14 protein-coding genes are annotated in these 13,823 nt (G+C 58.7%); 2 read left to right on the top strand and 12 right to left on the bottom strand.

The window, feature by feature from the left end:
- Window positions 1-47: 47 nt before the first annotated feature.
- The gene (locus PEL8287_RS06715) at window positions 48-1,094 is read left to right on the top strand and encodes a serine/threonine protein kinase (RefSeq protein ID WP_085891617.1); all 1,047 of its coding nucleotides are present in this window, start codon (window positions 48-50) and stop codon (window positions 1,092-1,094) included.
- Window positions 1,095-1,341: 247 nt separating this feature from the next.
- Here the strand turns inward: PEL8287_RS06715 and PEL8287_RS06710 are convergent, their stop codons facing one another.
- From PEL8287_RS06710 to PEL8287_RS06660, 11 genes are all read right to left on the bottom strand, one after another.
- Window positions 1,342-1,986: an RluA family pseudouridine synthase gene (locus tag PEL8287_RS06710; RefSeq protein WP_085891616.1), complete on the bottom strand. Its 645-nt coding sequence runs from the start codon at window positions 1,984-1,986 to the stop codon at window positions 1,342-1,344.
- A 140-nt stretch (window positions 1,987-2,126) separates the two neighbouring features.
- On the bottom strand, window positions 2,127-4,574 hold the full coding sequence (locus PEL8287_RS06705) for a GcvT family protein (RefSeq protein ID WP_085891615.1): 2,448 nt from the start codon (window positions 4,572-4,574) through the stop codon (window positions 2,127-2,129).
- Window positions 4,575-4,752: 178 nt separating this feature from the next.
- Window positions 4,753-5,706, bottom strand: a complete 954-nt coding sequence (locus PEL8287_RS06700; RefSeq protein ID WP_085891614.1) for a GlxA family transcriptional regulator — start codon at window positions 5,704-5,706, stop codon at window positions 4,753-4,755.
- Between the two features lie 9 nt (window positions 5,707-5,715).
- Entirely contained in the window at window positions 5,716-6,612 is an 897-nt protein-coding gene (locus tag PEL8287_RS06695; RefSeq protein WP_085891944.1) for a homocysteine S-methyltransferase family protein, read from the bottom strand.
- A gap of 128 nt (window positions 6,613-6,740) precedes the next feature.
- A complete protein-coding gene (locus PEL8287_RS06690; protein ID WP_085891613.1) occupies window positions 6,741-7,811 on the bottom strand; it encodes an alcohol dehydrogenase catalytic domain-containing protein in 1,071 nt (356 codons plus the stop codon).
- A complete protein-coding gene (locus PEL8287_RS06685; RefSeq protein ID WP_085891612.1) occupies window positions 7,808-8,434 on the bottom strand; it encodes a LysE family translocator in 627 nt (208 codons plus the stop codon). The genes PEL8287_RS06690 and PEL8287_RS06685 overlap by 4 nt, the downstream gene beginning before the upstream one ends.
- Window positions 8,431-10,881 carry a GcvT family protein gene (locus tag PEL8287_RS06680; RefSeq protein ID WP_085891611.1) on the bottom strand — a complete coding sequence of 817 codons (2,451 nt, stop codon included), beginning with the start codon at window positions 10,879-10,881 and terminating at the stop codon, window positions 8,431-8,433. The genes PEL8287_RS06685 and PEL8287_RS06680 overlap by 4 nt, the downstream gene beginning before the upstream one ends.
- 59 nt (window positions 10,882-10,940) lie before the next feature.
- On the bottom strand, window positions 10,941-11,318 hold the full coding sequence (locus PEL8287_RS06675; RefSeq protein WP_085891610.1) for a GFA family protein: 378 nt from the start codon (window positions 11,316-11,318) through the stop codon (window positions 10,941-10,943).
- On the bottom strand, window positions 11,315-11,704 hold the full coding sequence (locus PEL8287_RS06670) for a GFA family protein (protein ID WP_085891609.1): 390 nt from the start codon (window positions 11,702-11,704) through the stop codon (window positions 11,315-11,317). The genes PEL8287_RS06675 and PEL8287_RS06670 overlap by 4 nt, the downstream gene beginning before the upstream one ends.
- A gap of 1 nt (window position 11,705) precedes the next feature.
- Complete coding sequence (locus tag PEL8287_RS06665) at window positions 11,706-12,326, bottom strand: LysE family translocator (protein ID WP_085891608.1); 621 nt, start codon at window positions 12,324-12,326, stop codon at window positions 11,706-11,708.
- Window positions 12,327-12,333: 7 nt separating this feature from the next.
- Entirely contained in the window at window positions 12,334-12,906 is a 573-nt protein-coding gene (locus PEL8287_RS06660) for a helix-turn-helix domain-containing protein (protein WP_085891607.1), read from the bottom strand.
- Between the two features lie 164 nt (window positions 12,907-13,070).
- Here PEL8287_RS06660 and PEL8287_RS06655 point away from each other — a divergent pair, with 164 nt between their 5' ends.
- Window positions 13,071-13,388: a DUF1294 domain-containing protein gene (locus tag PEL8287_RS06655; protein WP_085891606.1), complete on the top strand. Its 318-nt coding sequence runs from the start codon at window positions 13,071-13,073 to the stop codon at window positions 13,386-13,388.
- Here the strand turns inward: PEL8287_RS06655 and msrC are convergent.
- Window positions 13,348-13,806 (bottom strand): free L-methionine (R)-S-oxide reductase MsrC, encoded by a 459-nt coding sequence (gene msrC / locus PEL8287_RS06650; RefSeq protein ID WP_085891605.1) that lies wholly within the window; start codon window positions 13,804-13,806, stop codon window positions 13,348-13,350. The two genes, PEL8287_RS06655 and msrC, sit on opposite strands and share 41 nt — an antisense overlap.
- Between the last annotated feature and the right edge of the window lie 17 nt (window positions 13,807-13,823).

Below are 13,823 nucleotides of genomic sequence, written 5' to 3'. Positions count from 1 at the left end.
CGGGGCCGCGCTTCCCCCGACCTACGAAACCCTCTAAGACCAGCCGCATGACAGCCAAACCAGATATCGCCAACGCCCGCTTTGTGCCCGAGACCGTGCACAAGCGAGATATCTTTTCCGAAACGATTTCGGGCCACCTTGAAGGCATCCCCGATTTCCCCGTTGTCCTGCGCAAACTGGATGGCGTGCCACGCTATGCCCGCCCCATCGCCTGGTTTCTGGCACGCAAGGAAATCCGCGGCTTGCGGGCCGTGCAGGGTATCAAAGGCTGCCCTGTCCTTGTCCGCTCAGACAGAACCGGCCTGTTGCGCAGCTGGACCCAGGGCACGCCTTTGCAACTGGCTAAACCCATCGATCCCGCGTGGTACCGCGATGCCAAACGTCTGCTGCGTGAAATGCGTCGGGCCGGTGTCACCCATAACGACATCGCCAAACCGCAGAACTGGCTGATGACGCCGGATGGCCGGGCTGCCGTGATCGACTTTCAACTCGCCTCGGTGCATCGCCGCCGTGGGCCGCTGTTTCGCACCATGGCCCGCGAAGACCTACGCCACCTGCTGAAACAGAAACGTGCCTATGCGCCTGACCTGCTCACGCCATCCGAGCATAAGATGCTGGCGACCAAGGCCCTGCCCGCGCGGCTCTGGATGGCCACCGGCAAGAGGCTTTACAATTTCATCACCCGCCGTGTGATGAACTGGTCCGACGGCGAAGGCACCGAAGACCGGATAGAGCGTGACGGCCCCGCCCTGCGCGCCGCCCTTCTGGCGCAGCAAGACGTCAACGACGTCGCCATCTGCACCTACGCCCTGCCCGCCAAGGGGGTTGGTCTTTATGTCTTTGCCGAAACCGGTCTTTCGACACAGGCGCTATCCAAAATCGCCCCCGACCCAAAACCAGAACTGATTCAGCCCGTTGCCAAACTCCCCCGTCACGCCGACGGCACCCCACGAATGGATGCACTGCAACTTGTCGCCACCAATCGTCTGGACGAACTTGAGGTACTGCAGTCCTCCGATCCCGATCTGGCCACCGTACTGAAACCGATCATCGCCGCCCGGCTCAACCTGACCGACCGCGTCCTGCGTCCCTAGGCCCGCGTAAATCAAGATGCGCCCGGCGATATTCATAAACAGCTATCAACCGCATGCCGCTACGCGGACATTGCTGCCGTTGAGTGCCGGGCGGTGCCTGACCGCGGGGGGCGCACATCCGGGCAAGGTGTCCGTTCTGCAAAGGGCTCAAAAGCGGTCATTCGTTGTCAAACTCCGCTCCTGAAATCTCAGACACCTGAAACCGTACCAAATCCGCGTACGTTCCGTACACTTCGTACGCTGCCGATCAGAACGGCACTTTTGCCCGAAACACCATGCCGCGCCCGCCATCGGGGTGCCTAAGCCGCAACTCTTCGGAATGCAGCATCAGGCGCGGAAAATCACGCGCGGGCCCCTCCGCATATAGCGGATCCCCCAGAATTACATGGCCCAATGCCTTCATATGCACCCGCAACTGATGGCTGCGCCCGGTCTTTGGCATAAGCCGCACGCGGGTCTCACCCGACGCATAACGCTGCACCCGCCAGTCGGTCACGGCCTCTTTGCCGGTCTCATGACACACCATCTGCAACGGTCGGTTCGGCCAGTCGACGATCAGCGGCAGATCAACCGTGCCTGTCTTTGGCTCTAACCGGCCAAGTACCCGTGCCACATAGGTTTTCTTTGTCTGCCGCTTTTCAAACTGCAGCCCCAGATGCCGCTGCGCATGGGGCGTCTGAGCAAATGCCATCACCCCCGACGTGTCCCGATCCAGCCGGTGCACCAGCAGGGTTTGCGGAAAAACGGCCTGCACACGGGTCAACAGGCAATCAGCCAGATGTTCCCCCTTGCCCGGCACCGATAAAAGCCCTGCAGGCTTGTTGACCACGACAAGTTCGTGATCTTCGTGCAAAATATCCAGGGCTGTATCAGGCGGGGTATACTCAGACATGCCCGTCGCTTACACCATCCCCCACGCCAGGGCCACACCCCGGCTTCTTCTTGCCGGAGACAACCCAAGGAAAACGCCAAAGGCGGATAACGAGACAACCAGCGCGCGCCCTAAGGCGCGCACAATCTGACAACCTGACCTCACACTTTGGCTCGTTCGCCTTTCGGGTCATACATCGGTTTGAGCGATGCATCGGCTTTCACCCGTGTGCCTGCAACGTCAATTTCATACTCCGAGGCCAGAACCTGCTCGGGCGTTTCCCCTTTGCAGGGCACGTACCCCATGCCCATCGCCCCGCCCAGATGGTGGCCGTAGTTGCCTGAACTCAGATAGCCGACAATCTCGCCGTCACGCAGCAGCGGCTCGTTATGATACAGCAGCGGCTCGGGATCGGTCAGGCGGAACTGCACCATGCGCGCATTCAGCCCCTCATCCTTTTTGCGCAGCACTGCATCACGACCGATGAAGTCAGGCTTGGCAGTCTTCACGGCAAAGCCCAATCCTGCTTCCAGCACATGATCTTCGCAGGTGATATCATGGCCGAAATGGCGAAAGCCCTTTTCGATACGGCAGCTGTCCATCATATGCATGCCGCACAGTTTCATGCCATGCGCCTGCCCGGCCTCGTGCAGCACCTCGAAGGCATGCCCTGCCATGTCTGAGCTGACATAAATCTCCCAACCCAGCTCACCTACGTAGGTCACCCGGTGTACCCGCGCCAGACCGAAACCCAGCTCAATCTCTTGCGCGGTACCAAACGGGTTCACCGCATTCGAGAAATCTGCCGGTGACACTGCCTGCAACACCTCGCGGGCCTTGGGACCCATTACCGCCAGCACGCCCTCACCCGCCGTCACATCGGTGATCACTACGTTGAATTCGCCCTTGTGGCGCATCATCCATGTCTGGTCAGCCTGGCGGGTCGCGGCCGGCGTCACCACCAGATAGACCGTCTCGCTCAACCGCGTCACGGTGACATCGGCCTCAATCCCGCCCCGGTTGTTCAGAAATTGGGTATAGACGATTTTGCCCACCGGCACAGAATAATCGCCACCGCCCACATAGTTCAGAAACGCCTCGGCGTCTGGCCCCTCGACCCGCAGTTTGCCAAAGGAAGACATGTCGTACATGCCGACATTGGTGCGGATGGCAGTGTGCTCGGCGGCAGCATTCTCAAACCAGTTCTGCCGTTTCCACGAATAGCGATACTCCCGCTCCTGGTCCTCATTGGCAAACCAGTTGGCGCGTTCCCATCCCGCAATCTCGCCCATCACTGCACCCTGCTCCAGCAGGTGGTGATGGAACGGTGTACGCCGTACCCCGCGCGCGGTTTTCTTCTGCAGGTAAGGGAAATGGTCGGCGTAAAGCAGACCAAGCGTTTCCTTGGAGCGTTCAAAAAGGTAGTGTTTGTTGCCCTGAAACGGTTGCATCCTGCTGATGTCCACATCACCCAGATCAAACGGTTTTTCGCCACTATCCATCCATTGCGACAGGGCATGACCGGCCCCGCCTGCCGACTGGATCCCGATCGAATTGAAACCGCAGGCCACCCAGACATTGTCCATCTCTGGCGCCAGCCCCAGATGATAGGCATCGTCGGGCGTGAACGATTCAGGCCCGTTGAAAAAGGTGTGAATGCCAGCCTCGGCCAGCATCGGCATACGGCTGCAGGCGGCTTCAAGGATCGGCTCGAAATGATCGAAATCCTCGGGCAGCTGGTCGAATTCAAAACTGTCGGGGATGCCGTTCATGCCCCAGGGTTTCGAGTTGGGCTCGAAGGCACCCAGCAGGAATTTACCTGCATCTTCCTTGTAATAGGCGCATTCATCGGGCACCCGCAGCACCGGCATTTGGGTCAGGCCGGAAATCGCTTCGGTCACGATGTAGAAATGCTCGCAGGCGTGCAGCGGCACGTTTACACCTGCCATCCGACCCACTTCATGGCCCCACATGCCGGCGCAGTTCACAATCATGTCGCAGGCGATATGGCCCTGTGCAGTACCGTCATCGCTGGCCCAGTCAACACCGGTCACCCGACGACCTGAACGGGAAATCGCGTTGACTTTAACACGTTCCTTAATCAAAGCCCCGTTCTGACGCGCGCCCTTGGCCAACGCCAGCGCGATATTGGCCGGGTCCGCCTGCCCGTCGGTTGGCAGCCAGACTCCGCCTGTCACTCCTTCAAGGCTAATGTGTTCATAACGCTCTTTGACCTCTTTGGGTGAAAGTTCTTCCACCGGCACGCCAAAGGCACGTGCCATGGCCGCCTGACGGTAAAGCTCTTCGCGCCGCTCTTCAGTCAGGGCAACCGATACGGACCCTACCTGCCGCAGGCCCGTCGCCACGCCGGTTTCTTCTTCCAATCCACGGTACAATTCAGCCGAATACCGGGCGAGTTTCGTCATGTTGGAACTGGCCCGCAATTGGCCGATCAGCCCGGCCGCATGCCAAGTGGTGCCACTGGTCAGTTGTTTGCGCTCCAGCAGTACAACATCTTTCCACCCCAGTTTCGCCAGATGATACGCGACCGAGCACCCCACCACACCACCGCCAATAATTACTACGCGTGCCGATTTTGGTAGTTCCATTTTGATCTCTCCTTATGCAAGGCAGGCCGTCTGGTTCGACGGTCCGCGCGTCGCCCGGGTATAGGGGCGTCTCACTTTGTTTCCGGCATGTTCAACTCCACCCGATTGTGGCATTTATATTTTCAGGGTGCCCTGCCTTTTTGCGTCAAACATACCAAAGAATTCAGCACCAGCGCATCTATTCCGGATCCCGAAGTTTTTTACGCGCAGCTTGCGGCGTCAGTCCAAAATACGCCCGGTAATGTGGCGTGAACCCACTGGGAAACCCGCAGGCAAGGGCAATCTCATTGATCGGCATCGTCGTATTCAGCAGCAGATTGCTGGCTCTGTTCAGCCTTAGAGCACGGTAATATTCCGCCGGACGCGTACCCAACTTGTCCCGAAACCGCCGCTCCAGCGAGCGCGAAGAAATCCCCACCAACCTTACCAGTTCGGCAATGGGCAGAGGGTCTTCGATATTCGCCTGCATCAGTTCAACACACAAATCCAGCTCGTCATCGCCGGTAAGGACGATGCGTTTGCCGCCAAATGGCTGAAGCGAGCCCAGATCGCGGATGTGATCATGCAACAGGATGTCAGCCACTGTCGAAACGGTTGCAGCCGGGATATGCCGCGCCATGATTGTCAGGACGACGTCTACCGTCGAGCCCATTCCGGCACTGGTGATGATCTGGCCGCGTTCGGTTGCCAATGCCTGATTGCCTGCCTCGAGGCCGATCTTCTCTTGCAGCACAGCGCGGTTTTCCCAATGGGTGGTCAGGCCGGGACCACCGCGCTCACTGATGTATCGACTGGCGGCTTCAGCCAGCAAAATAACCTTGGTCTGGCGCGCCGCGTATGCGTCAATCACCCGGCCCAGCGACAGGCCGGGATTCCCCGGGTCGGAATTCCCCAGTACGAAAACATAGTCCACCTCGGGCTTGGGATCGAACGGCACGGTTTCAACCCAGGCGTCTGACCAACATGACACTGCCCCCCCTGTTGCCGACAGGCTGCGCCATTCGAAAACCGGCTTCAGCATGATCCGGTTGGCCAACCGCAGCTGATCGACCACCCCTGCATATTCGGTCAGGACGAAACCATCGATCAGCAGCAGATCAAACCTGATCTTTTCGGGTTGCGCGCCTGCCATGCCGGGCCCTCAGACAATCGCATGCCCGGCGGTACGCAACTGTCTGGCCAACTCGGCGATATGCGCCGGGCCTACCTCGCAGCAGCCGCCGACGATTGTAGCCCCCTGATCGACCCAGCCCATGGCAAACCGCGCATAGGCCATGGGATCAAGGTCAACGCGCTCTTGAAGCGCCTCAACCGTGGGGGCGTCTTTCAGAAAGCCTTCGCTGATCCGTGTAAAGCCGTTGGCGTAGGCTCCGAACGGACGCCCAAAGCCTTTGATGATATCCAGCGCGCTTGCAATTGCTTCGGGGCGCGAACAATTCACCAACACCGCCTGGGGCGCATGGTGGTTCACGATCTCGGCAAGATCCGCAACCGCTTCACCCGAGCGTAACACCGTCCCGTCGTCATCATCCACCGACACAGCCAGCCAGATCGGCTTGCTGGCTTTCGCGGTGCCGCGCAACGCTCCTTCGGCATGTTTCAATGATACAACAGTTTCGATCACGAACAGATCAACCCGGTGATCCATCATCGTGACAATTTCGGAGAACAAACCGGCAGCCATATCCGGTTCGGGGCAGACGTCGACGCGGTAAGAGGCCCCAAGCGGCCCCAGTGCCCCGGCAATGCGCCCGCCTCCATTTACCGTTCTTGCCGCCTCTGCCTCGGTCAAGGAGCGTTCAATCAGGGCTTCGAACTGATCCAGCATATCCACCCGCTCCAGCCGGTCGCGATGAAGGGCATAGCTGTTGGTGGTGGCCACTGTGGCCCCTGCTGCAAAGTAATCGCTATGAACGTTGCCAACGATTCCGGGCTTTTCGATCATCACGCTGGTGGACCACAGAAAGGTTGGCCTGTCACCCGACCGTTTGACGATCTCTTGCCCAATCGAGCCATCCAACAAGGTAATTTCCGTCATTGCCGCATCTCCGGATGTTTCAGTTTTATTCAGAACAGCCATTCTACTATGGTCGCGCCTTTGTGAAGGGGGCGCGTGCCATCTGTTGCACACTCTTAGTCTGAAACGGCATCGATATTGTCCAGGATTCACCCGGGAACAGGGAAAAGCACCAGCTTGCCGGGATACTGTTTTGACTGGAAGTCTTGCTGTGCCTCAGCGATGCGATCCATCGGGTAGGTCTTTGAGATCAGAGGCCTGACCTGCCCCGCATTCACCATACCGATGAGATGCGCAAAAACCTCGGGCGGCTGAAACGTGCAGCCATGGATCGTAATGTCACGCAGATAAATACGGCGCATATCTGCCTCGACCACCGCTCCGCCAATGGCACCGGCCACGGCATAATGCCCACCGGGTTTCAGCGCATCAATCAGCGCACCCCAGATATCGCCCGCCACCACATCTATCACGCAATCGAACTTGGCCTCGGGGATCGGGGCACCACGCTTCAGGACCGTTTCGGCCCCCTCGCCCCGCACGGTGTCTGCCTTGCTGGCCGAGGATATCCCCGTAACCCGCGCACCCATCTTTGTGGCAAGTTGCACAGCAGCCAGCCCAACCCCGCCAGACGCGCCGGTGATCAGCACCTGATGGCCCGGTCCGACACCCGCACGGTGCAGCAGCCCCGCTGCTGTGCCAAAGGCACAGGGGATCGCGGCAATTTCGGTATCCGTCAGCGGCGACGCGCTGACATCATACAAATCGCGCTCTTGCACCAGACAATACTCGGCAAAGGCCCCATCGTATTCTGATCCGATGGCGACAAACCCGACCGGGTTTTCTTCCGTCGGGCGCGGTTGGTTGATCGGGCAGGTTACCCGCTGTCCGGGGCGGATCCCCGATACATCCGACCCCACCTCCACCACCCGGCCACACAGATCACCACCCTGAATCAGGGGGAAGTTCAATGCACCCGACCATCCGCCCGCAGTCTCATCCCCCACGGGTGAGGCCTGGTCCGTGGCGCCGGTGACTTCGGGCGCATACCATCCGATACGCGTGTTGATGTCAGTGTTGTTGACCGCAGCTGCCAGCACCTTCACCAATACTTCACCACTTCCGGGTACCGGCACCGGAATATCCGTGCGCCATTCCAGCGCCTCGGGCCCGCCATGATGCGTCAGATAAACGCCCGACATGATGGTGGGCAGGTTCATTTTGCAGGGCCCTGTGCCATGTCCTTGGCCCCCAGCAACATCGCTGCCCCGATCATCAAAGCCCCCGAAATGCGGTTGACCCAAATGCCGGTCATTTGCCTGACTCGTCCCAGCGTGCGCACTGCCGCCCATCCCCACGCCAACAGGATCGCCCCATCGACAATCAGATAGGTGATCCCAAGGATCAAAAGTTGCGGCAGAACGGGTTCACTTACGTCAATGAACTGCGGGAAAAGCGCGCCAAAGAAAACCACCGCATAGGGGTTGGCCGATGATGTCAGAAACCCCTGCCGGAATAGTTGCCCGTCACGGGCCGGTTCTGCCTTTGTCTCATCGTTCCGTGACAGCATCAGCTGCAAACCGATCCAGACCAGATAGGTTACACCCAACCACTTCACCAACACCAACGCATTTGCAGACGTGGCGACAATTGCTGTCAGGCCAAAAGCGGCCAGTGTCATCTGTATGGTGTTGGCACTCAGATCACCCGCCACGGTTGCCATTGTCCGGCGCAACCCATGGCGCAGGCTGTTCGAGATGATCAGTAACTGGCTGGTGTCCGGCGGCGTCGCAAAGAACGCTGCCAGAACCCCAAGATATATCAGATAGGTCTCAAGGCTCACGCCCGGATCCTTTCATTTTCCGGATCCCAGAGCGGCTGATCCGGCTGCACCACAGCCTTGCACCGCTCGCCGTAAATCTCCACCTCTAATTCAGTGCCGGGTTCCGCCAGATCAGCGCGTACCATGCCCAAGGCCACACTTGCGTTCACCCGGTAGCCCCAGGCGCCGCTGGTGGTTTCGCCCACAATCTGCCCATCATGCCAGATCGTTGACATATAAGGTGCATCGGCCTCGTGCGCGTCAACGATCAACGTAACAAAGGCCTTCCTGCGCCCGCGCTGTTTTTCCGCCAGCAGCGCAGCCTTGCCGGTAAACTCCTGCGGTTTGTCGAACCTGACGAACCGTTCCAGCCCGCCCTCGAGCATGGAATAGTCGGTGCTCAGGTCGCCCTTCCACGCGCGATAGCCCTTTTCCATCCGCAGGGAATTCAGCGCGTACATGCCAAAGGGTTTGACCCCGGCGCTGATCAGGGCGTCATAGATCGCAGGAATCGCATCGTTTTCAGCATGCACCTCCCAGCCCAGTTCTCCGGTAAAGCTGACGCGGATCAAAAATGCTTTTTGTCCGGCCACGGAGCAATGCTGATGGGTCAGCCAGCCTGCAGACAGATCAGCGTCGGTTATGTCGCTGAGAATCTCGCGGCTTTTCGGGCCTGCCACCAGCAAAGCATCGCGCTCGGTGGTGGTTTCCTTCACTGTCACCCCTGCAGGCACCGAATTGCGCACCAGTTCGCCATCATGCCACTGCGCGGTGGCGGCGGTTATCAGCACGAAACTGTTCTCGGCCAGGCGGATGCAGGAGAACTCGGTCACGATCCTGCCACGGCCATCAGCCACATAGACCAGATTCATCCGGCCGATCTTGGGCAGCCCCCCGGTTACAAACCCGCGCAGCCATTCATCGGCCCCTTCGCCCTGCAGCCAAAGCCGGGTAAATCCTGGCAGATCCAGCACGCCGCAAGTGTCGCGCACCGCCTCGCACTCTTCTCTGATCCGTTGCTCCCATGGGCCTTTGCGGTTCCAGGTATGTGTTGCCTCAAGCGAGGTATCGTCACCGGGCTGCGCAAACCAGTTGGCGCGTTCCCAGCCGTTATAGGCGCCCATCACACCGCCCAACTGCTTTACCTTGTCATGTACCGGGCTCAGCTTGCGGTCACGCCCTGCGGGCCATTCGTGATACGGGAAATGCATGGCGTATTCGTTGCCGTAAACCTCCATGCCCTTGTCCACACAATACTGGTGGTCGGTGTAATCGGTATACCGCCGCGGGTCACAAGACCACATATCCCACTCGGTCACGCCATCGACGATCCATTCCGCCAGAACCTTGCCAGCGCCACCGCCTTGCGCAATGCCAAAGGTAAAGACACAAGCCTCGAACGCGTTTTTTACCCCTGGCATCGGGCCGATCAGCGGCAGACCATCCGGCGCATAGGGAATGGGCCCATTGATGATTTTGGAAATCCCGGACGAGCCCAGCAGCGGCACCCGCTCCATCGCGTCAGTGACAATATCCTCGATCCGGTCCAGATCCTCCTGCCACAGCTGAAAACTGAAATCTTCGGGCATCGGATCGGCACCGGTGTCCCAATGCGCCCGGCAATTCGGCTCATAAGGCCCAAGGTTGAAGCCGTTTTTCTCTTGCCGCAGATAGTAAGAGATATCGACATCCCGCAGCAATGGTAGCTTTTTGCCGCCATTGGCCTTTGACCATTCTTCAATCTCGGGCACTTCTTCGCTTAGCAGATACTGATGGCTCATCACCATCATGGGCACGGTGCGCCCGCCATAAGGTTTGAACCACTCGCCCACGCGCTGCGCATAATACCCGGCCGAGTTTACAACGTATTCACAGGCAATATCCCCCTTTTCGGTATGCACGATCCAGGTGCCATCGTCGTTCTGGGTGACGCCGGTGGCGGGACAGAAGCGGATAATCTTTGCTCCCATATCCCGGGCGCCCTTTGCCAGAGCCTGCGTCACCTGAGCGGGGTCAATATCACCGTCATGCGGATCATAAAGCGCGCCTGCCAGATCGTGGGTTTCAAGGAACGGATACCGCTCTTTGGTTTCTTCAGGTGTCAGGATCTCGATATTCATCCCCTGATACCGGCCCATCGACGCGGCGCGCTTGAATTCCTGCATTCGCTCCTGACTATGGGCCAGCCGCAACGATCCGGTCTGGTGATAGTTCATCGGATAATCAACCTCGTCACCCAGACGGCTGTAAAGTTCGGTCGAATAGCGCTGCATGTTCATGATTGACCAGCTGGTCGAAAATGTCGGCACATTACCCGCCGCATGCCAGGTGCTGCCTGCCGTCAGCTCGTTCTTTTCCAGCAACACACAATCGGTCCAGCCCTTCTTGGCCAGATGATACAGTGACGAGCAGCCGACAACGCCGCCCCCGATGATGACAACCTTTGCCTTGGTTGGGATTTCAGCCATTTGTCAGAACTCCGTTTCGAAATGTTTGATGTTGTCTGAAGCCTTGCAATCCGCAAGCCTCAGGATTTTTCAAGCTGTGGCAGTCCGTCGGCAATTTCGTAATAATCGCCTTTGTCCGCCACAAAGATATGGCTTTCCAGCCGAAGGCCCGTTGGCTCCTGCACCAGCCCCAGCGAAAAACTGATCCTGTCTTCGTCGTTTGCTTTCCAGAACAGGAACGATCCACAGGTCGGGCAAAAACCGCGTTTGGCGGCAGGGCTGGCCTCGTACCATTGAACCTCGCCGGTGACAGTCACGTTGTTTTCCTTCGCGCTCGACGAGGCCCAGTAATGCCCAGACTGTTTGCGGCACTGACTGCAATGGCAGCAGGTTGCGCGGCCCAGGGGCCCATCAACGGTGAATGACACCGCCCCGCACAGACAATTACCATGTATCATATGTCGTCTCCCTCAACCTGTGGCAGCCCGTCGGCGATGTCGTAGTAGTCACCCTTTTCACCAGCCCACATATGCACGGAAAGTTTCAAAGCGGTGGGCGCCTCTAGCGACGCCATCAGCACATGAATCATGGGGCTTCCATCCCGGCTCCAGAACAGTTTCGACCCGCAATGCCGGCAAAACCCGCGCGAAGCGAAATCGCTGGCCTTATACCAGGCAAGCCCCTCGTCATTGGTAAACTTCACCGCGTCCCTTCGGGTTTCGGATGCTGCAAAATAGTGGCCCGATTGCTGCCGGCATTCCCTGCAGTGACAGGCAATCGGCGGCTTCATGTCGCCCTCGACCGTGAAAACCACGGCACCACACAAACACGATCCCTTGCGCATCTCAGTTCCTTCCCGGTGATGCAGCAGTCCCCAGCAGGATGCCATAGATGATGAAACACAACGCCAAGCCGCGCCGCAGCCAGACATTGAAAACCGCGCCCAGTGCCGCCCGCCCTATCCCGGCGCCAAGGGCGGTGTAGGTGACGTAGCTAAGACAGGTAAGTGTCAGCGCAGTTGGAAAGATCACCCACATCTGCTGGCCAATCGGCACATCGGGTTGCACGAACTGGCTGAACGCCGCCAGGTAACCGGCCACAGATTTGGGGTTGATCGTAGCAATCGCAAAAGCACGCCAGTAGACTGACCCACCTGGCCGCTCATCGGTCCTCACAGGCCGCCGTGCCATTATCCAGCCGCGCCCGCCCAGATAGATCAGAAAGGCCGCGCCGATCATCTGGACGACCTGGAACGTGACCGGTGAGGCCACGATCAATGCCGTGACCCCCAGGGCAGACAGGGTCAGAAAAAGGGATGCCTGCGTCAGGATCGCCACCACCGCCCACAGGCCGCTACGAAACCCGATAGTCATACCATTGGTGATGCAGTTCACTGCGTTTGGCCCCGGGGTGACGACGAAGACGGCCCAGAAAAGCGCAAATATGATCCAGGCATCCCAGTTCATTGCAACCTCAATACACCGGTGGTGCGATCACCCAGATCGCGACCGCAGGCTCATCATAGGGGTTGATCCATTCGTGCGGCTCACCGCGGATGCGGAAACTGTCGCCAGGATGGATGGTATAGGTCGCTCCATCAATCATCAGGTCCAGCTGGCCCGAGATCAAAAATCCCACTTCCTGGGTTGGCCGCTGAATGACCTCGCCCGCCCGGCTGTGAGGGGCAAAGGTGGAATGCACCATTTCGAAATCATCTGTAAGGTCAGGTGACAGCAACTCTTCTATCAGCCCACCCCGCCCCGAACCGATTTGCCGCCGTGCGCGGGCGCGCACCACATAGCCAACCTCAGAGACTGGCGCTGGTGATTGTCCGAAAAGCAACGAGATTGGCACATCCAGCGCCGCCGCGATCTGGCGCAGGTCGGTGATGGAGGGCTCGGATTTGTCACGCTCGACTTGACTAAGCCATCCCACTGACCGCCCCAGTTTATCGGACAGTCTGCGAAGCGTGACACCGCGAGATTTGCGCAGCGCCCGCAGATCGGCCCCCAGTGTCGGAATCTTGGTCGGGTCGAATGGGTGCATCGGGGCCGGTCCGTGAAATTTATTAGTCAAATTTCACGATGAAATGATTCCATGAAAAATTCAAGAAAAATTTCATGTCACCACGGGGTTTCCCCAATTGGCAGAAAGCCGCCGACAGCTGTTAATGTTACTTAACAAACTCCTGCAGATTAAGGACATCCGCATTGACCCATATACTACTTGTTGCAGCAACCTACCTGATCGTTATCAACCTGATCACCTGGGTTTTATATCGCTATGATCTGAAACAGGCCACAAGCGGCCACCGCCGCATACCGGAAATGGGGCTGCTGACCCTTGCCCTACTTGGCGGGACGCCTGCGGCGCGACGGGTACAAAGACTGGGACATTACAAATTTCTGAAACCGCCGACACGCCGCTACATTCTGCGCCTCTGTCACTGGCATCAGCGCTTTACTGTATTGGGGTTTTCAGCCGCCTCTATCGTACTGGCGCAAATATATCTGACATCAGGGCGCTAAGCGCATCGGCATCCACCTTCGAAAACGCGGCGGGCTGATCGCTGTCGATATCCAGCACCCCCAGCAGGCGGCCCTGCCTGTTCCATACCGGCAACACAAGTTCAGAGCGGGTCGAGCTGGCACAGGCGATATGCCCCGCAAAAGCTTCGACATCGTCCACCAGCTGAACCTGACCCGTGCGAGCCGCCGCCCCACAAACCCCCCTTGAAAACGGGATTACCAGGCAGCCATGACCACCCTGATAAGGGCCGATCTTCAACAGCTCCGGGCCCACCACCCGGTAGAACCCGGTCCAGTCGAACCGGTCGTCGGCGTGGTGCAACTCGCACACCACCGTGGCCATCAGGGCCACTGTATCGGTTTCGCCTTGCGTCAGGGCGCGCAGCGTTCTGGCAAGGTTGTCGTAATCAATCTGCATGTCTCGACCTTTGACAG

The sequence above is a fragment of the Roseovarius litorisediminis genome, from assembly GCF_900172295.1.
In the GTDB taxonomy this organism is placed as follows: domain Bacteria; phylum Pseudomonadota; class Alphaproteobacteria; order Rhodobacterales; family Rhodobacteraceae; genus Roseovarius; species Roseovarius litorisediminis.
This window is presented reverse-complemented; position numbering and strand designations above follow the sequence as displayed.

Bases quoted from the DNA above. Each gene is read 5' to 3' on its own strand.
- PEL8287_RS06715 (WP_085891617.1), top strand. From the start codon at position 48: ATGACAGCCAAACCAGATATCGCCAACGCCCGCTTTGTGCCCGAGACC.
- PEL8287_RS06710 (WP_085891616.1), bottom strand. From the start codon at position 1,986: ATGTCTGAGTATACCCCGCCTGATACAGCCCTGGATATTTTGCACGAA.
- PEL8287_RS06705 (WP_085891615.1), bottom strand. From the start codon at position 4,574: ATGGAACTACCAAAATCGGCACGCGTAGTAATTATTGGCGGTGGTGTG.
- PEL8287_RS06700 (WP_085891614.1), bottom strand. From the start codon at position 5,706: ATGGCAGGCGCGCAACCCGAAAAGATCAGGTTTGATCTGCTGCTGATC.
- PEL8287_RS06695 (WP_085891944.1), bottom strand. From the start codon at position 6,612: ATGACGGAAATTACCTTGTTGGATGGCTCGATTGGGCAAGAGATCGTC.
- PEL8287_RS06690 (WP_085891613.1), bottom strand. From the start codon at position 7,811: ATGAACCTGCCCACCATCATGTCGGGCGTTTATCTGACGCATCATGGC.
- PEL8287_RS06680 (WP_085891611.1), bottom strand. From the start codon at position 10,881: ATGGCTGAAATCCCAACCAAGGCAAAGGTTGTCATCATCGGGGGCGGC.
- PEL8287_RS06675 (WP_085891610.1), bottom strand. From the start codon at position 11,318: ATGATACATGGTAATTGTCTGTGCGGGGCGGTGTCATTCACCGTTGAT.
- PEL8287_RS06670 (WP_085891609.1), bottom strand. From the start codon at position 11,704: ATGCGCAAGGGATCGTGTTTGTGTGGTGCCGTGGTTTTCACGGTCGAG.
- PEL8287_RS06665 (WP_085891608.1), bottom strand. From the start codon at position 12,326: ATGAACTGGGATGCCTGGATCATATTTGCGCTTTTCTGGGCCGTCTTC.
- PEL8287_RS06660 (WP_085891607.1), bottom strand. From the start codon at position 12,906: ATGCACCCATTCGACCCGACCAAGATTCCGACACTGGGGGCCGATCTG.
- msrC (WP_085891605.1), bottom strand. From the start codon at position 13,806: ATGCAGATTGATTACGACAACCTTGCCAGAACGCTGCGCGCCCTGACG.